21 protein-coding genes and 3 tRNA genes are annotated in these 20379 nt (G+C 70.2%); 16 read left to right on the top strand and 8 right to left on the bottom strand.

Translation table 11 applies throughout. The features are described 5' to 3' along the window. Nucleotides 1–43 precede the first annotated feature (43 nt). The 10 genes from IPM43_07300 to IPM43_07255 all read left to right on the top strand — a co-directional run bounded on the left by IPM43_07300 (nt 44) and on the right by IPM43_07255 (nt 10113). Entirely contained in the window at nt 44–610 is a 567-nt protein-coding gene (locus IPM43_07300; GenBank protein QQS26142.1) for a hypothetical protein, read from the top strand. Further along, the gene (locus IPM43_07295) at nt 588–968 is read left to right on the top strand and encodes a hypothetical protein (GenBank protein ID QQS26141.1); all 381 of its coding nucleotides are present in this window, start codon (nt 588–590) and stop codon (nt 966–968) included. The genes IPM43_07300 and IPM43_07295 overlap by 23 nt, the downstream gene beginning before the upstream one ends. Next, nucleotides 968–1942: an FAD:protein FMN transferase gene (locus IPM43_07290; GenBank protein ID QQS26140.1), complete on the top strand. Its 975-nt coding sequence runs from the start codon at nt 968–970 to the stop codon at nt 1940–1942. The genes IPM43_07295 and IPM43_07290 overlap by 1 nt, the downstream gene beginning before the upstream one ends. Further along, a complete protein-coding gene (locus IPM43_07285) occupies nt 1942–2514 on the top strand; it encodes a ferric reductase-like transmembrane domain-containing protein (GenBank protein ID QQS26139.1) in 573 nt (190 codons plus the stop codon). Before IPM43_07290 ends, IPM43_07285 begins: the two co-directional genes overlap by 1 nt. Nucleotides 2515–2616: 102 nt before the next feature. After that, complete coding sequence (gene dnaK, locus IPM43_07280) at nt 2617–4473, top strand: molecular chaperone DnaK (GenBank protein QQS26138.1); 1857 nt, start codon at nt 2617–2619, stop codon at nt 4471–4473. A 14-nt stretch (nt 4474–4487) separates the two neighbouring features. Then, nucleotides 4488–5042: a nucleotide exchange factor GrpE gene (locus IPM43_07275; GenBank protein ID QQS26137.1), complete on the top strand. Its 555-nt coding sequence runs from the start codon at nt 4488–4490 to the stop codon at nt 5040–5042. Between the two features lie 24 nt (nt 5043–5066). Then, complete coding sequence (dnaJ, locus tag IPM43_07270) at nt 5067–6230, top strand: molecular chaperone DnaJ (GenBank protein ID QQS26136.1); 1164 nt, start codon at nt 5067–5069, stop codon at nt 6228–6230. A gap of 78 nt (nt 6231–6308) precedes the next feature. Further along, entirely contained in the window at nt 6309–6644 is a 336-nt protein-coding gene (locus IPM43_07265; GenBank protein QQS26367.1) for a MerR family transcriptional regulator, read from the top strand. Beyond that, nucleotides 6631–7566 carry a DUF3445 domain-containing protein gene (locus IPM43_07260; protein ID QQS26135.1) on the top strand — a complete coding sequence of 312 codons (936 nt, stop codon included), beginning with the start codon at nt 6631–6633 and terminating at the stop codon, nt 7564–7566. The genes IPM43_07265 and IPM43_07260 overlap by 14 nt, the downstream gene beginning before the upstream one ends. 51 nt (nt 7567–7617) lie before the next feature. After that, on the top strand, nt 7618–10113 hold the full coding sequence (locus IPM43_07255) for an AAA family ATPase (protein QQS26134.1): 2496 nt from the start codon (nt 7618–7620) through the stop codon (nt 10111–10113). A gap of 205 nt (nt 10114–10318) precedes the next feature. On the opposite strand, the gene IPM43_07250 is transcribed toward IPM43_07255, so the two are convergent. Continuing rightward, nucleotides 10319–11617 carry a HAMP domain-containing histidine kinase gene (locus IPM43_07250; GenBank protein ID QQS26133.1) on the bottom strand — a complete coding sequence of 433 codons (1299 nt, stop codon included), beginning with the start codon at nt 11615–11617 and terminating at the stop codon, nt 10319–10321. 23 nt (nt 11618–11640) lie between these two features. Further along, a complete protein-coding gene (locus IPM43_07245) occupies nt 11641–12345 on the bottom strand; it encodes a response regulator transcription factor (protein ID QQS26132.1) in 705 nt (234 codons plus the stop codon). A 69-nt stretch (nt 12346–12414) separates the two neighbouring features. On the opposite strand from IPM43_07245, the gene IPM43_07240 reads away from it, so the two are divergent. Beyond that, nucleotides 12415–13692, top strand: coding sequence for an adenylosuccinate synthase (locus tag IPM43_07240; GenBank protein ID QQS26131.1), 1278 nt, complete (start codon nt 12415–12417; stop codon nt 13690–13692). Further along, nucleotides 13689–15017 carry an adenylosuccinate lyase gene (locus IPM43_07235; GenBank protein QQS26130.1) on the top strand — a complete coding sequence of 443 codons (1329 nt, stop codon included), beginning with the start codon at nt 13689–13691 and terminating at the stop codon, nt 15015–15017. The genes IPM43_07240 and IPM43_07235 overlap by 4 nt, the downstream gene beginning before the upstream one ends. Before the next feature lie 8 nt (nt 15018–15025). Here the strand turns inward: IPM43_07235 and IPM43_07230 are convergent, their stop codons facing one another. Next, nucleotides 15026–15442 (bottom strand): hypothetical protein, encoded by a 417-nt coding sequence (locus IPM43_07230; GenBank protein ID QQS26129.1) that lies wholly within the window; start codon nt 15440–15442, stop codon nt 15026–15028. 105 nt (nt 15443–15547) lie between these two features. Here IPM43_07230 and pyrE point away from each other — a divergent pair, with 105 nt between their 5' ends. Together pyrE and IPM43_07220 are read left to right on the top strand one after the other, a co-directional pair. Then, complete coding sequence (gene pyrE / locus IPM43_07225) at nt 15548–16117, top strand: orotate phosphoribosyltransferase (protein QQS26128.1); 570 nt, start codon at nt 15548–15550, stop codon at nt 16115–16117. 98 nt (nt 16118–16215) lie between these two features. Further along, a complete protein-coding gene (locus tag IPM43_07220; GenBank protein QQS26127.1) occupies nt 16216–17106 on the top strand; it encodes a universal stress protein in 891 nt (296 codons plus the stop codon). Between the two features lie 36 nt (nt 17107–17142). Here the strand turns inward: IPM43_07220 and IPM43_07215 are convergent, their stop codons facing one another. After that, nucleotides 17143–18087, bottom strand: a complete 945-nt coding sequence (locus tag IPM43_07215) for an enoyl-CoA hydratase/isomerase family protein (protein QQS26126.1) — start codon at nt 18085–18087, stop codon at nt 17143–17145. Between IPM43_07215 and IPM43_07210 the strand changes: the two genes are divergently transcribed. Both IPM43_07210 and IPM43_07205 read left to right on the top strand, forming a co-directional pair. Beyond that, nucleotides 18026–18646 (top strand): hemolysin III family protein, encoded by a 621-nt coding sequence (locus tag IPM43_07210; GenBank protein QQS26125.1) that lies wholly within the window; start codon nt 18026–18028, stop codon nt 18644–18646. The two genes, IPM43_07215 and IPM43_07210, sit on opposite strands and share 62 nt — an antisense overlap. Nucleotides 18647–18660: 14 nt before the next feature. After that, nucleotides 18661–19467 carry a thioesterase family protein gene (locus IPM43_07205; GenBank protein QQS26366.1) on the top strand — a complete coding sequence of 269 codons (807 nt, stop codon included), beginning with the start codon at nt 18661–18663 and terminating at the stop codon, nt 19465–19467. A 19-nt stretch (nt 19468–19486) separates the two neighbouring features. On the opposite strand, the gene IPM43_07200 is transcribed toward IPM43_07205, so the two are convergent. From IPM43_07200 to IPM43_07185, 4 genes are all read right to left on the bottom strand, one after another. After that, nucleotides 19487–19996 (bottom strand): hypothetical protein, encoded by a 510-nt coding sequence (locus IPM43_07200; GenBank protein ID QQS26124.1) that lies wholly within the window; start codon nt 19994–19996, stop codon nt 19487–19489. A 42-nt stretch (nt 19997–20038) separates the two neighbouring features. Next, nucleotides 20039–20114: transfer RNA gene (locus tag IPM43_07195), tRNA-Phe, on the bottom strand. A 32-nt stretch (nt 20115–20146) separates the two neighbouring features. Beyond that, a tRNA-Asp gene (locus tag IPM43_07190) sits at nt 20147–20223 on the bottom strand. Between the two features lie 30 nt (nt 20224–20253). Further along, nucleotides 20254–20329 (bottom strand) — tRNA-Glu (locus IPM43_07185). Between the last annotated feature and the right edge of the window lie 50 nt (nt 20330–20379).

The following is a 20379-nucleotide window of genomic DNA, read 5'->3' as shown; positions in this document are numbered from 1 at the left end:
CACGGTGCGACCCGTGGACGTGGCCTACGTACCTTCGACAGCCATGAAGACACGCACGGCAACGGTGCTGTCGGTGGCCGGGGTTCTCGCCGCCGGCTCGGCGGCAGCTCTCGTCAACTCCCAGGTGCTGCAGAGCAGCGCGGCCGACTCCACCGCCCTGGCGGCGTTCGCGTCCACGTCGGTCCCCGCACCGTCGGCCGAGGTCACGGTGGAGCCCTCCGCTGCGCCTACCTCCACGCTGGTCAGCTTCGATCTCGGCCCGACGGGCATCGTCACCTTCGACTCCGCCGGCGGCCAGCTCGCGCTCGCGTCGGTCGAGCCCGGGCCCGGCTGGACCCACGTCGCCACCGAGCAGAACGCGATCGGTGGTCTCGACGTCGTGCTCGCGTCGAGCGACACCGAGGTGCGCTTCTCGGCGCTCCTCGCCGACGGGGAGGTGGTCACCTCCGTCGGCTCCCGGGCCCTCGGCGGCGGCGGTGCCTTCGACGACCACGACGACGATCACGACGACGACGATCACGACGACAGCGACGACGACGATCACGACGACGACAGCGACGACGACAGCAACGACGACAGCGACGACCATGGCCGCGACGACGACGACTGACTCGGCGACGACCGACGCGGCGGCCGCACGCCTCGCCGCTCTGCATGCCCGGAGATCCTCCACCGCCGAGCGCCGCCCGCAGGTGGCCGAGGTGGGCAAGATCGTGTCGGCCGCTCTCGCCTCTACGGCCGTGCTCGGGCTGACCGCCGCGTACGGATGGTCGGCCCGCGCCGCCGAGACCGAGCAGGTTCCGCCGGCGCAACCCGGCGCGGCAGCGACGGCGGACTTCGCCGGATCGCGGGGTCTGGTGCCGGTGCCCACCGCACCGGCTGCGACGCAGCTCGCCGCAACGGCGGCTGCGCCGGTACGCGTGGAGGTGCCGGTCCCGGTGCATGCGACGAGCGAGGCCTCCAACTGATGGCACCGGCGCCGGCGACGCGCCCGACCACCCGCCGGCACACGTGGCGCGCGATGGCGTGCCGGGCCGAGGTGCTGGTCGTCACCCCCGACGACTCGCCCGACGCTTTCGCCGACGCGCTCGTCGCGCGCGCAGTCGGCAGGGTCGCCGAGCTGGAAGGACGGTGGAGCCGCTTCCTGCCCGGCAGCGAGATCAGCAGGCTCAACCTCGCCGCCGGGAGCCCGTGCACGACGAGCGCCGACACCGTTCGTCTCGTCGTTCACCTCGTCCAAGCGGCGCGGGCCACCGGCGGCGCGTTCGACCCGACGCTGCTGCCGGCGCTCGTCGCCCTCGGCTACGAGGCGAGCTGGGACGACCGGCGCTGCTCGACGATGCTCCCCTCGGGGGCACGGGTGCGGGGCGACGTCGAGGGCGTGCTCGTCGACGAGATGGCGCAACTGGTGCAGCTCCCGCGGGGGACGACCCTCGACCCGGGTGGACTCGGCAAGGGCCTCGCCGCCGACCTCGTCGCCGCGGAGCTGATCGCGGCAGGGGCCACTGGCGCCCTCGTCAACCTCGGCGGCGACGTGAGGGTGGTGGGCTGCCCCGGCGGCGGGCAAGCATGCTGGTCGATCGCCGTCGCCGGCAACGGACCCGGCACGGCGCGGGTCAGCCTCGCGGAAGGCGCCGTGGCGACATCGGGCACGCGGTGGCGGTCGTGGAACACGGCCGGAGTCCGCCGTCACCACCTGCTCGACCCACGCACTGCCGAGCCGTGCGCGACGGCCGTACCGGGCCGGGGGGATCTTGTCGCCGCCACCGTCGTCGCCGCGAGCGCGGCGTGGGCCGAGGCTTGGACCAAGGCGGTGTTCGTCCTCGGTCCCGACACGGCACTGCGCGCCGGTGGCGTGCTCGACATGCACGGCCTGGGCGGCCGCGCGGTGCTGGACGACGGCTCGACGATCACGAACGAGTCGTGGGAGCTGTACTCGTAGTGAACGAGCAGGTGTGGTGGTACCTCGCGCGGGCGAGCGGGCTGGTCGCCTGGGCGTTGCTCGTCGCGAGCGTGGTGTGGGGGGTCCTGCTCGCGACGCGGGTCCTGAAGCCGGCCGACCGGCCGGCTTGGCTGGCCGCGATGCATCGTTGGCTGGGCGGTCTCGCCGTGTGGTTCACGGTCCTGCACCTGGTGGCGCTCGTCGCCGACAACTACGTGCACTTCGGCTGGGCCGACCTGCTGGTGCCGGGAGCGTCGTCGTGGCGTACCGGGGCCGTCGCCGTCGGCGTCGTCTCCTTCTGGCTGCTCCTCGGCGTCCAGGGCACCTCGTTGGCCCTGCGGCGCATGCCGCGGCCGTGGTGGAAGGGCGTGCACTACACGAGCTACGTCGCAGTTTGGGGGGTCAGCGTGCACGCCGGCCTCGCCGGCACCGACGTCACCAACCGCGCTTACCAGGCGCTGGCGCTGCTGCTGACCACGGTCGCGGTCGCCGCGGCGGTGGTGCGCGTGCTGACGCCGATCACCGCCAGGCGCCGTCGCCCGAGCACCCCCGGGGCCTCGGTCTCAACCTGAGTCGAACCGACTCAAGTTTTCTTCGTCTCACGTTGGCGAGCAGCGAATGCTGCTCCTAGGCTGGCGTCACCCCAGAACGCGATCTCCCCAGGAGGCACCGCTATGCCCAAGGCCGTCGGCATCGACCTCGGCACCACCAACTCCGTAGTCGCCGTGCTCGAAGCCGGCGACCCGGTGGTCATCCCCAACTCCGAGGGAGCGCGCACGACCCCGTCGGTGGTCGCCTTCTCGAAGGCCGGTGAGGTCCTCGTCGGCGAGGTAGCCAAGCGTCAGGCGATCACCAACCCGGACCGCACGTTCCGCTCCGTGAAGCGCCACATGGGCACGTCGTGGAAGACCGACGACGTAGACGGCAAGCGCTACACCCCCCAAGAGATCAGCGCCCGCACGCTGATGAAGCTGAAGCGCGACGCCGAGGCGTACCTCGGCGACACGGTCACCCAGGCGGTCATCACCGTGCCCGCGTACTTCGACGACGCCCAGCGCACGGCGACGAAGGAAGCCGGCCAGATCGCCGGGATGGAGGTGCTGCGGATCATCAACGAGCCCACCGCGGCGGCACTCGCCTACGGCCTCGAAAAGGGCGCCGAAGACGAGACCGTGCTCGTGTTCGACCTCGGTGGGGGCACCTTCGACGTGTCCGTGCTCGAGATCGGCGACGGGGTGTTCGAGGTCAAGTCCACCCACGGCGACACGAGCCTCGGCGGCGACGACTGGGACCAGCGGATCATCGACTGGCTGGTCAAGCAGTTCAAGGCGGCCCACGGCATCGACCTGTCCACCGACAAGATGGCCGGCCAGCGCCTGAAGGAGGCCGCCGAGAAGGCGAAGATGGAGCTCAGCCAGGTGCAGCAGACCCAGATCAACCTGCCGTTCATCACCGCCACTCCCGAAGGGCCTCTCCACCTCGACGAGAGCCTCACCCGCGCCAAGCTGCAGGAGATGACGGCCGACCTGATCGAGCGCTGCCGTGTGCCGTTCGAGCAGGCGCTGAAGGATGCCGGCGTCACCAAGGGCGAGCTCAACCACGTCATCTTGGTCGGCGGCTCCACCCGCATGCCCGCGGTGCAAGAGCTGGTCCAGTCGCTCACCGGCAAGGAGCCGAACAAGACCGTCAACCCCGACGAGGTCGTCGCGATCGGTGCCGCCATCCAGGCCGGCGTGCTGAAGGGCGACGTGAAGGACGTGTTGCTGCTCGACGTCACCCCGCTGTCGCTCGGCATCGAGACCAAGGGCGGCGTGATGACGCGACTGATCGAGCGCAACACCACCATCCCCACCCGGCGCACCGAGGTGTTCACCACTGCCGACGACATGCAGCCCTCGGTAGAGATCCACGTGCTGCAGGGCGAGCGTGAGATGGCGGCGTACAACAAGACGCTCGGCAAGTTCCAGCTCGTCGACCTGCCTCCCGCGCCGCGCGGCGTGCCCCAGATCGAAGTCACGTTCGACATCGACGCGAACGGGATCGTGCACGTGTCCGCCAAGGACCGGGCCACGAGCAAGGAGCAGTCGATGACGATCACCGGCCAGTCCACTCTCGCGAGGGACGACATCGACCGGATGGTGAAAGACGCCGAGGCGCACGCCGAGGAAGACCGCCAGCGCCGGGACGAGGCCGAGATCCGCAACAACGCAGACTCGCTCGTTTACCAGACCGACAAGGTGCTGCGTGAGCAGGGCGACAAGGTCTCCGCCGACGAGCGCGCCGCCGTCGAGCAGCCCCTGAGCGACCTGCGCAAGGCGCTCGAAGGCAACGACTACGCGGCGATCAAGTCCGCCACCGAAACGTTGATGTCGGCCAGCCAGGGGTTCAGCCAGAAGCTCTACGAGGCCGCGGCGCGTGACACCGACGCGGCAGGCACCTCCGCCTCGGGCCAGGACTCGCCCCCCGCCGGCGCACCCGGTGGCGGAGACGACGACATCGTCGACGCCGAGATCGTCGACGACGAGCAGTGAGCGGCGGTCCCCTCATGGACTCGCCGACCGAGAACGACATCGCCGCGACGCCGACCGAGAACGACTCCACGGCGACCGACTTCGACGCGCAGCTCGACGCCGCGGTCGAAACCGACGCCGAGGCGACCGAGACCGCCGAGGAGCAGTTCGAGCACGACGTCGACGCCCTGCTCGCGGAGCGCGACCAGTTCAAGGACATCGCCCTGCGCCTGCAGGCCGACTTCGAGAACTTCCGCAAGCGCGTCGCCCAGCAGCAGTCCGACGAGGTGCAGCGCGCTACCGGGCGCCTCGTCGAGGCGATGCTCCCCGTGCTCGACGCGGCCGAGCAGGCCTATCTCGCCCACCCAGCCGAGGTCGAACCGCTGTTCAACCTGTTGCTGGCCGAGCTGCGCAAGCAGGGGCTCGAGGTGCTCGACCTCGACGGCGCGGCATTCGACCCCGCCGTTGCCGAGGCGGTCCTTCACGAGCCGGGCGAGGGCAGTGGCCCGGTGGTGGCCGAGGTGCTGCGCACCGGCTACTTGTGGAAGGGCAAGGTGCTGCGTGCGGCGATGGTGAAGGTGCGGGGCTGACCCGCGTCGGAAGGTCGGTGACTCGTGGCCCCGCAACGTGAGTGGTTCGAGAAGGACTACTACCGCGTCCTCGGCGTCGCCGAAGGCGCGACGCAGAAGGAGATCACCAAGGCGTACCGCAAGCTGGCCCGTGAGCTGCACCCCGACGCCAACCCCGGCAACAGCACGGCCGAAGATCGGTTCAAGGACGTATCCGCGGCGTACGACGTTCTCGGCGACGAGGCCAAGCGGGCCGAGTACGACGAGGTGCGCAAGCTCGGTCCGATGGGCCCGATGGGTGGTGGCTACGGGGCCCAGGGCGCGCAGGGCCCGGGTGGCTTCCGATTCAACGTCGGCGACGCCGGCGGCCTTGGTGACGTCCTCGGGCAGATGTTCGGCGGCGGGCGTCGCCGCTCCGGTGGCTCGGGGGCCGGCCCGCGTCGCGGCGCCGATCTCGAGGCCGCGCTGACGCTCGACTTCGTCGACGCCGTACGGGGGATCACGACCACTCTGTACCTCACCACCGACGCGTCGTGCACCACGTGTGGGGGCAGCGGCGCGAAGCCCGGCACCACACCCGTGCCGTGCTCGCAATGCGGCGGCCGAGGGGTGATCGACGACAACCAGGGTCTCTTTTCGTTCTCGACCCCGTGCACGCGTTGCCAGGGCACCGGCGTGACGATTCCCGATCCCTGCCCCACCTGCCGCGGCGCGGGCATCGAGCGCCGGCCGCGAGAGGTGAAGGTGCGCATTCCCGCCGGCGTCGCCGACGGCCAGCGCATCCGTCTCAAGGGGCGCGGCGCCCCGGGACGCAACGGCGGCCCGGCCGGCGACTTGTTCGTCGAGTGCCACGTCACCCCGCACCGCGTCTTCGGCCGAGACGGGAAGAACCTCACGGTGCGCGTGCCGGTGACGTTCGCCGAGGCGGCGCTCGGCGCGACGATCGACGTGCCGACGCTCGCCGGGCCGGCCGTCTCCTTGCGGATCAAGCCCGGCACCCAGTCCGGCTCGCGCCACCGCGTACGGGGTAAGGGCATCGCCTCGTCGAAGAGCGCCGGCGACCTCATCGTCACCGTCGACGTCGCCGTGCCGAAGTCGCTCACCGCGGCCGAGCGCGCAGCGATCGAACAGCTAGCGAGTGCTACTACCGTCTCACCCAGGTCTCACCTGCCGGGCGCCTCGAGCGCACCGGACGACCACGAGAACTGACCAGGGGAGGTGCCCCGACCCGTGCGAACCCACACCCAAGCCGTCTACGTGATCTCGGTGGCCGCCGAGCTCGCCGGTATGCATCCCCAGACGCTGCGCATCTACGAGCGCCGCGGCTTGGTGCTGCCGGCGCGCACGCAGGGGGGCAATCGCCGTTACTCCGACGCCGACATCGACCGCCTGCGCCGCATCGCCGAGCTCGCCGCCGAGGGGATGAACCTGGCGGGCATCCGCCGGGTGATGGAGCTCGAGGCGGAGAACGATCGGCTGCGGGCCGAGCTCGACGCCGCACGGCGCGCGGCGCGCGACGCCGACGACGCTGCCGAGCGCCGCCAGCGCCGTGACCTCGTGCCTCTCCGCCAGCAGATGGCGGTCTTCGCCAAGCGCGCGGCGGTCTTCGATGCCGACTCCTGAGGCGAACCTGCCGGCGGGGGGCGACCCGGACTACCAGCCGTACCAGTCCGGGGAGTTCCGCTGGAGGTTGGGGCTGCGGCCTCTCGATCTCGCCAACTGGATCGAGATCTGTCCCCGCTACGACGAGGACCTCGCCGCGAAGCGGGAGATCCTCGCCGCGCATCCGTCCACGGTGCTGGCCTGGCTGGAGGGGATCGAGCCCGAGGCGCGCGAGGTGCTCGCTGCCCTGCTCGCGCACCTCGACGCGCACCGTCCGGGGCTCATCGCCCGACACCACGGCGCCGAGGGCGAAGAGATCGAGAACTGCCGCACGGGGGAGCGCTGGCGGGTGGCCGAAATCCATCCCCTCGACCTCGCCGGCAGGCTGGTGCAAGAAGACCTGGTGCTGATGGTCGAACGGGGTGGGAGCCTCGTGTTCGGCGGCGGCAGCGTGTGCTTCCCCAACCGGTGGGATCTCGCATCCAAGCTCGGCCGGCCGCTCGCCGATGTGCACGCACCCGTCGCTCGGCTGAACGAGCAGCTCGCGGCGCCGATCGATGCGTTCCTCGCGAGGCTGAGCCCGGAGAAGAGCTTCTGGCGCCTCGGCTGGGGGGTGCTCGACACCTCCGAGCGCTACCAGGCCGTCGACGGCACGGCTCCGGCACCGCCGCAGCTGCCGAGAGTGGGCGACCCCACCGCCGGCGAGCAGCTGTTCTTGCGCGTCGAGCGCGAGACGCTGCGCCGCTTCCCCGACACCGGGTGCGTGCTGTTCACGATCCGCACCTACCTGCGCCCGCTTTCCGAGCTCGCCACTCGCCCCGACGACGCGGCGCGCCTCAGCGCGGCGCTCCAGGCGCTGCCCGACGACGTGGCGCGCTACAAGCAGCTGGTCGACCTGGCTCCGGCCGCCGTCGAATGGCTGCATAACGTCTCCGAAACTTGATACAGGTAGTGTCAACCTTCATGCGTAGCACCTGAGTAGAATGGCCCTTCTATGGTGCTGAATCCGAAGCAGTGGACGCTGAAGACCCAAGAGGCGGTCGCCGCCGCGATCGACGACGCGAAGGGCCGCTCCAACCCCGAGCTGACCGCCGATCACCTGATGGCGGCGCTGACGCGCCAGGACGACACCGTCGTTCCGGGGGTGCTCGCGAAGCTCGGGCAGGCGCCGCTGATGGTCCGCAACCGCGCCGACGAGGCGATCGCCAAGCTGCCGAAGGCGTACGGCGGTGACGAGCCGCGCATGAATCGTGAGCTCACGGCGGTGTTCGAAGCCGCCGAACGCCATCGTGGGGAGCTGAAGGACGACTACCTGTCGGTCGAGCACCTGCTGCTCGCGATGGGCGGGCGCCTCGGCGTCGGCAGCGAGGAACTGCTCCAGGCGCTGCGTGAGGTGCGCGGCAGCCACCGGGTGACGAGCCCCAACCCCGAGGAGTCGTTCCAGGCTCTCGAGCGCTACGGCCAGGATCTCACCGAGCGGGCCCGCGAAGGCAAGATCGATCCGGTCATCGGCCGCGACGACGAGATCCGCCGCGTCATCCAGGTGCTCAGCCGGCGGACGAAGAACAACCCGGTGCTGATCGGGGAACCCGGCGTCGGCAAGACGGCGATCGTCGAGGGGCTCGCGCGGCGCATCGCCGACGGCGACGTTCCCGAGGGCCTGAAGCACAAGCGTCTCGTCGCTCTCGACATCGCGAGCATGCTCGCCGGCGCCAAGTACCGCGGCGAGTTCGAGGAGCGGATGAAGGCGGTGCTGAAGGAGATCACCGATGCAGCTGGCGAGGTGATCACGTTCGTCGACGAGCTCCACACCATCGTCGGTGCAGGTGGCGCCGAGGGAGCGGTGGACGCCGGCAACATGATCAAGCCGATGCTCGCCCGGGGCGAGCTGCGCATGATCGGCGCGACCACGCTCGACGAGTTTCGCAAGTACGTCGAGAAGGACCCCGCGCTCGAGCGCCGCTTCCAGCAGGTGTACGTCGGCGAACCGAGCGTCGAAGACACAGTCGCCATCTTGCGCGGGCTGAAGGAGCGCTACGAGGTGCACCACGGGGTGCGCATCCAGGACTCGGCGCTCGTCAGCGCGGCAGTGCTCTCCGATCGCTACCTCACCAACCGCTTCCTGCCCGACAAGGCGATCGACCTGGTCGACGAGGCGGCGAGCAAGCTGCGGATCGAGATCGACTCGCTGCCGACCGAGATCGACGTCGTCGAGCGGCGCATCCTGCAGCTCGAGATCGAGCAGGTGGCGCTCGCGAAGGAGACCGATGCCGCCTCGCAAGAGCGCCGTGAGGCTCTCACCGTGGAGCTCGAGGCCCTGAAGTCGCAGTCGGCGGAGATGAAGGAGCACTGGGAGGCCGAGAAGCAGGCCATCGACGCCATTCGCCTGTTGAAGGAAGAGCTCGAACAGCTCCGCATCCAGCTCGAGCGCGAGGGCGACCTCAACGTGGCGGCCGAGATCCGCTACGGGCGGATCCCCGAGCTCGAACGGCGCATCGCCGAAGCCACCGGCCACCTCGACGAGCTGCAGGCGGGGAACCGCATGTTGAAAGAAGAGGTCGACGCCGAGGACATCGCCGAGGTGGTGTCGAAGTGGACCGGCGTTCCTGTCACGCGCCTGCTGGAGGGCGAGATGTCCAAGCTCGTCCATCTGGAGGAGCTGCTCCACCGCCGCGTCATCGGCCAGGACGAGGCCGTGGCCGCGGTTGCGAATGCGGTGCGGCGCAGCCGCGCAGGGCTGTCGGACCCCAACCGGCCGATCGGGTCGTTCATGTTCCTCGGCCCGACCGGCGTCGGCAAGACCGAGCTCGCCCGCGCCCTCGCCGAGTTCTTGTTCGACGACGACAAGGCGATGGTGCGCATCGACATGGGCGAGTACATGGAGAAGTTCTCCGTCACCCGCCTGATCGGGGCGCCTCCTGGCTACGTGGGCTACGACGAGGGCGGCCAGCTCACCGAGGCGGTGCGGCGCCGCCCGTACAGCGTGATCCTGCTCGACGAGATCGAAAAGGCGCACCCGGACGTGTTCAACGTTCTGCTCCAGGTGCTCGACGACGGGCGTCTCACCGACGGCCAGGGCCGCACCGTCGACTTCACGAACGCGGTGCTGATCATGACCAGCAACCTGCCCGGAGACCCGCTCGGGTTCTTCAAGCCCGAGTTCATCAACCGGGTCGACGAGATCATCCGCTTCCGCTCGCTGACCGAGGACGACATCGGGCGCATCGTGGACATCCAGCTCGCCCACCTGTCCGAGCGCATGGCCGAGCGGCGGATCACCCTGCAGGTCACCGACGCGGCGAGGAAGCGCCTCGCCCACGACGGATACGACCCTGCGTTCGGTGCCCGCCCGCTGAAGCGGCTGATCCAGCGCGAGATCGGCGACCGCTCCGCCGTCGCGATCCTCGAAGGACGCGTCGGCGAGAGCGGCACGATCACCGTCGACGTCGTCGACGGAGCCCTCACTGTGGAGCCCGACCAGGCAACCTGACGCGCTTTGCACAACGTTGACGTCCTCGGGGGGTCAACCTCACCGTCTGTTCACGTGCCGGCAGCGATGATGCGTTCACGAAAACACACGGCGATCCGCCCAGGTGTGGTGCCGAGTAGGTCAACTCCGCCGCGGCCTAGCTCGATACCCCTGGGCGGAACGCACAACCGCATTGCCAGCCGGCTGGAGAGCTTCCCGCCCTGTACTACCCAACGATCCTGCCGGCTGGCGGCGGTGGTGTGAGACGATCCGACTCGCCATGCGGGCCGCCGTCGCCGTTGTCGCCGTGGTCGACCGAGAGCCTGTACCGGAACTCGGTCGGCGATGCGCTGACGAGCTCGATCGAGCCGCCGTCGGCCTCGGCCAGGCGGCGAGCGAGGGCCAACCCTCTGCCGTGCTCCGCGCCTGGGTCGCTCGGGCCGAGGAACAGCTCCGCCGCGGCGGAGGCCGTGATCTCGCGCCCTTCGTCGCGAACGACGACTGCGTCGCGCTGGAGAAGCACCGACACCGCCCCTGCACCGTGGCGCAGCGCGTTGTCGAGCAGCACGTCGACGACCTGCCCGGCGAATCCGGGGGTGCCGAGCACGCGGTTCGACTCCCCGCTCACCGACAGTGCACGCCCTGCGCGCGCGAAGCCCTGACGCGCGTCGTGCACGTGGGCGGTGACGAGGCGCCCGAGGTCGAACGAAACGCGATGGATGGTGCGCCCGTGACGGGCCAGGGCGAGCAGCCCGTCGATGGTGTCGTTCAGCTGGGTGGTCTGGTCGAGCGCGGCGTCGGCCTCGGCTCTCACCTCGCCGTCGGGGTGCCGGGCGAGCATCTCGAGCCGCAGCGTGAGGCCGGTGAGGCCGGTGCGCAGCTGGTGTGAGGCGTCTCCGGCGAAGGAGCGCTCCGCGGCCAGCATCTGGTCGATGCGTGACGCGCTGACGGCGAGCGCGTGGGCGATGTCGTCGATCTCGCGCACCCCTGATTCCCGCGGCACGACGGCGGAGAAGTCTCCCTCGCCGAGTCGCGAAGCCGCGGTGCTCAGCTGCTCGAAAGGGCGGGCCATGCGACGGGCGGCGATCCACGAGAACAACGCCGCGGCGGCCACCCCGACGAGCACGAGCGTGCCCAGCGCGACCACGTAGCGCCCGACGCGCTCCTGGACGACGATGTCCGGTGAGCGCACGGTCAGCCGCACGCCCCCGAGGGAGGTCGCGGTGCCGACCAGCAGTGCCCCACTCGGCGCGTCGCCCGTCTCCAGCCGGACGGTGCCGTCGGGCTCCTGGATCGTGATCTGGTCGCCGAGCGGCACGTAGCGGACGAGCTCGTCGATCGGAGGGACTCCACCTCCGTCGAGGATCTCCTGGAACTGGGTGACGATCCGTTCGGCGATGTCGTCCTGGCGCTGCTCGGCCTCGTCACGAGCCGCGTCGCGCAGCACGACGAAGATCGGCCAGGCGATGGCGAGCAAGACGCCGAGCGCGACCCCGACCGTGGTGAGCAGCAGGCGTCGACGCACGGAACGACCCTCGTGCCCCTCGCTCAGCCCTCGAACCGGAACCCGACCCCGCGCACGGTGACGACGAGGCGCGGCGGGTCGGTGGTGTCGCCGAGCTTGCGCCGCAGCGTGGAGACATGGGTGTCGAGGGTGCGGGTCGGGCCCCACCAGTGCTCGTCCCACACCTCGGTCATGATCTCTTCGCGGCGCACCGCGCGCCCTGCCTCACGCATCAACAGCGCGAGCAGGTCGAACTCCTTCGGCGTGAGCTCCGCCTCGACGCCGTCGACCCACACTCGCCGGGCGTCCGCGTCGAGCACGATCCCCGAGCCCTTCAGCACGCCGCCCGCTCCGGCTGTGGCGGCGCCGGCTCCTGCCGCGGTGGGCGCCGTCGGACGCAGCCGCGCCTGGATGCGGGCGAGCAGCTCGGCCACCCGGAACGGCTTCGCCACGTAGTCGTCGGCGCCCGCGCCGAGTCCGACGACGACGTCGACCTCCTCGCCGCGCGCCGTCAGCATGACGATCGGAAGCTGGGGGTCCTGCGCGCGCAACGTCCGGCAGACGTCGATGCCGTCGATGTCCGGCAGCGTCAGGTCGAGCAGCACCAGGTCGGGTCGCTCGTCGCGGATCGCCTGCATCGCCGCGCTCCCCGTGCTGTGCAGGTCGACGTCGAAGCCCTCCACTTGGAGCATCCGCGTCAGTGGCTCGCTGATGCGCGTGTCATCCTCGACGAGCACGATTCGGGCCATTCGCCCCGCAGCGTAACGGCCTTCACCGATAGGCTCGGCCGACGTTTCGCGAACGCGAGGAGCGTAGCCATGCCCGTCACCGTCGTCGTCGGCACCCAGTGGGGTGACGAGGGCAAGGCCAAGGTCATCGACCTGCTTGCCAAGGAGCACGCCTACGTCGTGCGGTATCAGGGTGGTCACAACGCCGGTCATACCGTTGTTGTCGGCGAGGAGCGCTACGCACTACAGCTCGTTCCGTCGGGGATCCTCTACGACTTCGTCACCCCGGTGATCGGCAACGGCGTGGTCGTCGACCTGCCGACGCTGTTCGACGAGGTCGATCGGCTGGAGTCGCGGGGGATCTCCTGCGATCGGCTGAAGGTGTCGACGCACGCCCACCTGATCTTCCCCTGGCACCAGGCCCACGACGTGTTGGCCGAGCGGATTCGCGGCGAAGACAAGATCGGCACCACGCTGAAGGGCATCGGCCCGGCGTACGCCGACAAGGCCCGCCGGGTCGGGATTCGAGCCGGCGACGTGCTCGATCACGAGGGCTTCCTCGCCGCCGTCGCCGAGCGCGCCCGCATCGAGAGCGAGATGCTCGAGCGCCTGGGCGTCGCGCCGCTCGACGTCACTGCGATCGTGACGAGCTTCGGCGAGCTGGCCGCGCGGCTCGTGCCGTATCTCGCCGACACGGTCGGCCTGCTCCATGAAGCGCTTGCCGCCGGTCAGCACCTGCTGCTCGAAGGCGCGCAGGCGACGTTCCTCGACCTCGACCACGGCACCTACCCGTACGTCACGTCGTCGAACCCCACTGCCGGAGGCGCGTGCGCCGGCACCGGCATCGGCCCGCGCGACATCGACCGCATCGTCGGCATCTCGAAGGCGTACACCACCCGGGTCGGTTCGGGCCCGTTCCCCACCGAGCTCCACGACGAGCTCGGCGACCGCCTGGTGGAGGTCGGCCACGAGTACGGCACGGTCACCGGCCGGCGCCGCAGGACGGGTTGGCTCGACTGCGTGATGCTGCGCCAGGCGGTGCGGCTGAACTCGCTGAGCGAGATCGCGCTGACCAAGCTCGACGTGCTCGACAGCTTCGAGACGGTCAAGGTCTGCACCGGCTACCGAGTCGACGGGCGGCTGCTGCCCACCTATCCCGACCGCGCCGAGGTGCTGGCCCGCGTCGAACCGGTCTACGAGGAGCTGCCCGGGTGGGGTCAGTCGCTGCGCACGGCGCGAGAGGCCGCCGAGCTTCCTGGTGCGGCACGCACCGTGGTCGAGCTCGTCGAGTCCGAGGTGGGCGTGCCAGTGCGCATCGTCGGCACCGGCCCCGGCCGTGACGAGTACGTGCTGAGGGCAACCGCGTGATCGAGCGGTACTCGCTGCCGGAGATGGCGGCCGTGTTCTCCGACACCGCCCGCTTCGGGCGGTGGCTGGAGATCGAGCTCCTCGCCACCGAGGCCCATGCCGCGCTCGGCAGCCTGCCGGCCGGCGCGGCGGCGGCGTGCCGGCAGCGGGCACCGCGTGTGGACGAGGCCTTCGTGCGCGCCGTGGCCGAGCGCGAGCGCACCACCGATCACGACGTTGCCGCGTTCGTCGACGTCGTGCAGGACCGCATCGGCCAGCCCGAGGGCTCCTGGATCCACTACGGGCTCACGTCGAGCGACGTCGTCGACACCGCCTGGTGCTGGATGCTGCGCGACGCGTCCGACCTGCTGATCGACTCGTCGTCGAGGCTGCTCGCCACGCTCGTCGAGCTGGCCGGGCGTCACCGCGACACGGTGATGATCGGGCGCACCCACGGCGTCCACGCCGAACCGACGACGTTCGGGGCGAAGGTGGCGCTGTGGGCGCTCCAGGTGGCCCGTGACCGGCAGCGGTTGAAGGCGGCCCGCCGGGCGATCGCGGTGTGCAAGCTTTCCGGAGCCGTCGGCACCTACTCGAACGTCGACCCCGCCGTCGAGCGTCACGTCGGTGCCGCACTGGGGCTCACCCCGGTGCCGGCCACACAGGTGATCGCTCGCGACCGCCATGCCGAGTACCTGTGGGCGTGCGCGGCGGTCGGCGCCACGGCAGAGCTGATCGCGGTGGAGCTGAGGCATCTGCAACGGACCGAGGTGCGTGAGGTGCAGGAGGGCTTCAAGCCGGGTCAGAAGGGCTCGTCGGCGATGCCCCACAAACGCAACCCGATCTCGGCCGAGACCATCAGCGGGTTGGCTCGCGTGCTGCGCGGCAACCTGCTCGCCGGCATGCAAGACGTCGCCCTGTGGCACGAGCGCGACATCTCGCACAGCTCCGTCGAGCGGATCGTGCTGCCCGACTCCTCCCTGCTCGCCTACTACGTGATGCAGCGCCTGCAACGCCTGCTCGCCGGGCTACAGGTGTTCCCCGAGCAGATGGTGGCGAACCTCGAGGCGAGCCATGGTCTCGTCTTCAGCCAGCCGGTCTTGCTCGCTCTCGTACAGGCCGGGATGAGCCGCGACGACGCATATCGAGTCGTCCAGGACAACGCGATGCGCGCATGGGACGAGAGACGCGACTTCCGCGAGCTGATCGAGTGCGACGAACGCGTTCGTCACGTGCCCGCAGCAGCGATCGACCAGGCGTTCGACCTGAAGAGGTCGTTGTGCCGGATCGGTTCGGTGTTCGAAGCGCTCGACGAGCTGAGGGTGCCGGACGTCTCTGAATCCTGAAAGAGCCCTCAGGCGCCGCGCCCGATTCCCGCACGCTTCAGTACGGCGGGCTCGACACCCACTTGTCTCCATGCGCTGTAGGAGATGCCGTTTCGTGCGCCGTAGCGCGCGGCGGTCTCGACGAAGGCCGTTTCGAGCGCTGACAGGTCTACCTGTGATCCAGAGGCTTCGAGCTCACGCGTGAGATCGAGGCGTTCCTGCACGAGCTTCAGCTCGGCGACCGCGTCGGCATCTGTCAACTGGGCATCGATCTTGTCGAGGCGCTTATGGATCGAATCGGGTGTGCGCTTTCGGCCACGACGTGGCTTGTTGGCCCTCAAGGCCTCGAGGTAGTCACGCACCACCTTGCCTTCGGCACGGCCTGCGGCCAGTGCTGCCTTGTGGGCGTCTGTCAACGGTCCTTTCGGGCCTCTCTTCGCTGCCATGTGACGAAGGATAGTTGTGAATCGACACGCTGCAAGTGACGTCATTGATCGAAGCGAGCACGGTGGCAGCAGGGCCCGAGGCCACACGGGGCTAGCTTTCGCTCGATGCCGGAGCTGCCCGTACTCGACGCGGCCCGTGAAGCGCTCCGCGACCACGTGATCGCGCACTCTCTTAAGAAGGGACACTTCGCCTTGAAGTCGGGCCGGCGCAGCAGCTGGTTCCTCGACGCGAAGCAGACCGCTTGCCGCCCGGAGGGGATCCTGCTCGTCGCCGACGTGGCGCTCGCGACGATCCCCGCCGACGCGACGGCGATCGGCGGGTTGACGATGGGCGCCGACCCGGTGGCCTTCGGCATCGCGGCCATCGCGGCCAGCAGAGGTCGAGCGCTGCGCAGCTTCAGCGTGCGCAAGGAGGCGAAGGATCACGGCGTCACCGGGCGCATCGCGGGGGCGCTGTTGCCCGGCGATCGAGTGGTGGTCACCGAGGACACCGTCACCCGCGGCAGCTCGATCATGGAGGCCGTCGACGTGGTGCGCGCCTTCGGCGCGGATGTCGTCGCGATCACCGTCGTCGTCGATCGCGGCGGAACCTGCGCGGAGCTCGCCGCCTCTGCAGGCATTCCCTACTTCCCGATGCTCACCGCCCCCGACCTCGGGTACGAATACGGCTCGTGATCGACACGGCGGTGGTCGCGCCGTGACCTCCGGCTCTTGGCACCCTGGCGCGGAGCCGCGATGCTGGGGCCGGACCACCTAAGGGAGGCGATCAGGGAATGTCAAGTGCGCCCGCCAACCGCATCGTGATCGGCATCGACGGCTCTGCGGCCGCGGATCGAGCCCTTGCCTGGGGGCTCGACGAGGCCGAGCGCCGTGGTGTCGAGGCTCACCTCGTCGCCGTCTACAGCCTGCCGGTGGTGACGAGCATCGGTCACGTCGGCGGGTACGTCGGCCCGGCTCTGACCGCCGACGAGATCCGTGAGCTCCAGGGCACCCACAAGCAGGCCCTCGACGACCGCGTGGCGCGCGCCGCGACCACGCATCCGGGCTTGCACGTCACCTCTGCCCTGCACCAGGGCGCGCCCGGGCCGGTGCTGCTCGAGCAGGCCGAGGATGCCGGGTTGATGGTGGTCGGCACGAGCGGGGCAGGGGCGTTCGAGCACCTGCTGCTCGGCTCGGTCTCCCACACTCTCGCTCACCGTTCGAAGTGCGCGGTGGTGCTCGTGCCCGCCTCCGCCGCGGCCGGTGGTCCGCGCCGGGTGGTCGTCGGCGTCGACGGCTCCGCCGCGGCTGACGACGCGCTCGACTGGGCCGTGGCCGAGGCGACCCTTTGCGGTGTCGACCTCGTGGTGCTCCACGCCTGGGACCACCCCTATCGGGAAGCCGGTGACGACGCCCACACGGGCATGGAGCGCGACGCCGCGCAAGTGCTCGACAAGGCCCTCCACCGGGCCAAGCAGCACGAGACCGCCGACCTCGCCGTGCACGGGCTGCTGTCCGAGCTCGGGGCGGCGGAAGCGTTGTGCGAGACCGCCGCCGAGGACGACCTGCTCGTCGTCGGCGCCCGCGGCCGTGGCGCGTTTCGTGCCGCGCTGCTGGGCTCGACCAGCTCGTCGGTGATCCACAACACGCGAGCTCCGCTCGCGATCATCCGCCACCACCACTGAGCCGTCGTCACCTGCGGGGCCTGGGCTGGAGCCGGATCAGGCCCAGTCGGGCCAGTCCTCGGCGACGCTTCCCCGCCACTGCGGGTCGCGGCGCTCGATGAACGCGAGGACGCCCTCTCGGGCATCTGGTCGTCCCATCAGATGCAGGTGCCAGCGGCGTTCCGCTTCGTCAAGGTCGTCGCTCGCCGCCACGTCGCCCCACAGCATCTTCTTGGTGGCAGCCATCGACAGCGGTGCGCCGTGCGTGGCCAGCTCGTGTGCCCAGGCGAGCGCGGTGGGCAACACCTCGGCTGCAGCCACGACGGTGTTCGCCACTCCGAGCCGGCTTGCGTCGGCCCCCACGTAGCGGCGGCCGCCGAGCAGGATCTCGGTTGCCGCGGACATGCCGACGAGGCGCGGCAGCAGGAAATGGGCGCGACAGTCCGGAACCACGCCGCGGCGCACCTGCACGATCCCCCAGCGCGCCTCGGCGGCCCAGATCCGCAAGTCGCAGTGCAACGTCATGGTGCAGCCGATGCCGATCGCGTGGCCGTTGACGGCCGCGATCACCGGCTTGCGGCATTCCCAAGCGTGGAAAGCGAACGGGTCGCTGCGAAACGAAGTTCGGTCCGCAGGGGCGTCGAACACGGCGTCGCCGCGCGCCGACACGTCGGCGCCTACGCAGAACGCGTCCCCGGCCCCGGTCAGCACGACGGCGCGGACAGCGTCGTCCGCGTCGCAGTCGCGGTAAGCCTGCGACAGCTCGTCGGCCATCTGCTGGCTGAACGCGTTGCGCGCCTCGGGACGGTCGAGGGTGAGCACCGTGACCGCGCCGTCTCGTTGCACACGCACCTGCTCGTTCACCGCCGCTGAAGGTAACGCCTGCGCGGCGGGTACGGTTGGCCCGGTGACGGAAGTGGTGGTGGCTCCAAAGCCCCTGATGCGCGGGTGGTCCCACGTCGTCGCGGCCGTCGTCGCCGCGACGCTCGGCGCCGTGCTCATCGGGTTCGCGCCCGGGGTGATCGGGCACACCACGATGGCCGTCTACGTGGCCGGCATCTGCGCGATGTTCACGGTCAGCGCGCTGTACCACCGCCTGCCCTGGCGCGGCCAGGCGTTGCGGCGGATGTCCAAGCTCGACCACAGCACGATCTTCCTTGCCATCGCCGGGACGTATACACCGGTCGCTGTGCTCGGCATCGACGGCACCCTCGGCACGGTGGTGCTCGTCATGGTGTGGGCCGGTGCCTTGGCCGGGATCGCCATCCAATGGCTGCCCTTCGAGTTGCCTCGCTGGCTGTCGACCGCGGTGTACGTGCTCGTCGGGTGGGTGGCCGTCATCGCCTTGCCGGAGCTGTTCCACGATCTCGGCGGCGCCGGGCTCGGTCTGGTCCTCGCCGGGGGCGTCTGCTACACGCTCGGGGCTGTCGTCTATGCAACGCGGCGCCCCGACCCGTGGCCGCGGGTGTTCGGCTTCCACGAGGTGTTCCACGCGTTCACGGTGGTAGCTGCCGCACTGCACATGAGCGCCGTCGGTCTCGTCGTGCTCCCCAGCGCCTGATGTCGCTGCGGGCGCTGTTCGAGCTCGAACCCCACGGGCCGGACACCTACGTTGGCACCGGTCTCCACTACCCGTGGGGCGGGTTGTACGGCGGCCACATCGTCGCCCAGGCGCTGCGGGCAGCGGCGTCGACGGTGGAGGCGGACCTCGTGCCGCACTCGCTGCGCGCTTACTTCATCCGCCGCGGCGACCACGCCGAACCGGTGCGCTACGAGGTGGACCGCATCCGCAACGGCCGCAGCTTCGCCACCCGCCGCGTGGTGGCACGCCAAGCGATCGGCGCGATCCTCAACCTCGAGGCCAGCTTCCAGCGGCCCGAGCAGACCGCCGACGTCGAGACGGTGCGCATCCCGGCAGACATCCCCGGCCCCGACGAGGTGGCGGGCGAGAGCTGGAGCGAGTTCTTCGAGCGGCGCTTCCTGCCCGGTCGCCACCGGCCCGACGACGCCCGCACGGGAGCCGGTCGGGCGACGGCGTGGCTGAAGGTGTCCGAAGCGCTCGGTCCGCCCGACGACCCGACCGCCCAGCTCGTCCACCGATGCGCTCTCGCGTACCTCTCCGACGACCTGCCCACCGACGCCGTGCTGCGCGCGCACCCGAGCTTCGCCGACGCCGATGGCGGAGCGCAGTTCTACCCGGCGAGCCTCGACCACACGATCTGGTTCCACCGTGAGGTGCAGGCCGACCGCTGGCACCTGCACGACTTCACTTGCCACGGCTACGTCGGCGGGCGTGGCCTCGCCATCGGCCACGTCTTCACCGGGGCGGGCATCCACGTCGCCACCGTCGCCCAAGAGGTCCTCCTGCGCGAGAAGCGCTGACGCGCCCCACGCCCCACGTTCAGGGCGGCCGGGCGTTCTTGATCCGAACGATGCTGAAGTCCCAAGGCCCGCGGCTCGCAAGATCCCGTAGCGGGTGCAGCGAGGGCACGGCTCGAAGCTCGATGCCCGCCTCGACGTGGCGGTCTGTGAGATCGGTGATCGCCTCGACGTCGAGCGGCTCGATGGTCTCCTCGGCGATCCACTGGCCCGAGGCGTCAGGCCAGGGACGAAAGGTGGAGGCATCGAATCGGTACCGGTAGAGCGTCGTTCGCGTCAGCGTCGCCAGCCACCCCAGCTCGATGGCGTGGACTCGCCACGACGTGGTGCAGAAGGCGGCCCGGAACGCTGCCCGCTCGACGTCATCGCGTGGCCACGCGGTGACGCGCGGGCAGTCACGCGGGAACCAGTAGAGCGGCGAGTGCTGCTCGTCGATGGCCCACACCCCTGGCGAGTGCGACGGGTTGGACACCGGCACATGGGGCGTGAACCGTCGGATCGCCGGGTCCTCGCTGAAGTGGAAGAGATCCACGTTCCGAGTCTGGCGGGGGACAGCCCCGGTTAGGGCTCTTGCTGGTGGTCGAGACCGGCGTCGATCCGGTGACCTTCCGCTTTTCAGGCGGACGCTCTGCCGACTGAGCTACTCGACCGTGTGGACGGATGCCGATAGGCACCCGCCGACTGGCGGTCCCGACGGGACTCGAACCCGCGACCTCCGGCTTGACAGGCCGGCGTGAACTCCAACTTCACCACGGGACCAGGATCTGGCGTGACCTGGAAGAACTGCCTTGGCACCCCCAACGGGATTCGAACCCGTGCCGTCACCTTGAAAGGGTGATGTCCTAGGCCACTAGACGATGGGGGCGTGGGACTTCTCCGGTTGAGAGCGGGGAGACTCTAGCAGCACGCCTGTGC

The sequence above is a fragment of the Actinomycetota bacterium genome, from assembly GCA_016700055.1.
Taxonomy (GTDB): domain Bacteria; phylum Actinomycetota; class Acidimicrobiia; order Acidimicrobiales; family Ilumatobacteraceae; genus Kalu-18.
Note: the sequence above shows the minus strand (reverse complement) of the source record. Positions and strands in the feature narration are given on the sequence as shown.

What these genes read in the sequence shown, in the direction of transcription:
- IPM43_07265 (QQS26367.1), top strand. Translation starts at nt 6,309, where the DNA reads ATGCATCCCCAGACGCTGCGCATCTACGAGCGCCGCGGCTTGGTGCTG.
- IPM43_07275 (QQS26137.1), top strand. Translation starts at nt 4,488, where the DNA reads ATGGACTCGCCGACCGAGAACGACATCGCCGCGACGCCGACCGAGAAC.
- IPM43_07245 (QQS26132.1), bottom strand. Translation starts at nt 12,345, where the DNA reads ATGGCCCGAATCGTGCTCGTCGAGGATGACACGCGCATCAGCGAGCCA.
- pyrE (QQS26128.1), top strand. Translation starts at nt 15,548, where the DNA reads ATGCCGGAGCTGCCCGTACTCGACGCGGCCCGTGAAGCGCTCCGCGAC.
- IPM43_07255 (QQS26134.1), top strand. Translation starts at nt 7,618, where the DNA reads ATGGTGCTGAATCCGAAGCAGTGGACGCTGAAGACCCAAGAGGCGGTC.
- IPM43_07215 (QQS26126.1), bottom strand. Translation starts at nt 18,087, where the DNA reads ATGAGCACGGCGCCGAGCGTCGCGGCGACGACGGCCGCGACGACGTGG.
- IPM43_07290 (QQS26140.1), top strand. Translation starts at nt 968, where the DNA reads ATGGCACCGGCGCCGGCGACGCGCCCGACCACCCGCCGGCACACGTGG.
- IPM43_07210 (QQS26125.1), top strand. Translation starts at nt 18,026, where the DNA reads ATGCGCGGGTGGTCCCACGTCGTCGCGGCCGTCGTCGCCGCGACGCTC.
- IPM43_07295 (QQS26141.1), top strand. Translation starts at nt 588, where the DNA reads ATGGCCGCGACGACGACGACTGACTCGGCGACGACCGACGCGGCGGCC.
- IPM43_07260 (QQS26135.1), top strand. Translation starts at nt 6,631, where the DNA reads ATGCCGACTCCTGAGGCGAACCTGCCGGCGGGGGGCGACCCGGACTAC.
- IPM43_07240 (QQS26131.1), top strand. Translation starts at nt 12,415, where the DNA reads ATGCCCGTCACCGTCGTCGTCGGCACCCAGTGGGGTGACGAGGGCAAG.
- IPM43_07220 (QQS26127.1), top strand. Translation starts at nt 16,216, where the DNA reads ATGTCAAGTGCGCCCGCCAACCGCATCGTGATCGGCATCGACGGCTCT.
- IPM43_07230 (QQS26129.1), bottom strand. Translation starts at nt 15,442, where the DNA reads ATGGCAGCGAAGAGAGGCCCGAAAGGACCGTTGACAGACGCCCACAAG.
- dnaK (QQS26138.1), top strand. Translation starts at nt 2,617, where the DNA reads ATGCCCAAGGCCGTCGGCATCGACCTCGGCACCACCAACTCCGTAGTC.
- IPM43_07300 (QQS26142.1), top strand. Translation starts at nt 44, where the DNA reads ATGAAGACACGCACGGCAACGGTGCTGTCGGTGGCCGGGGTTCTCGCC.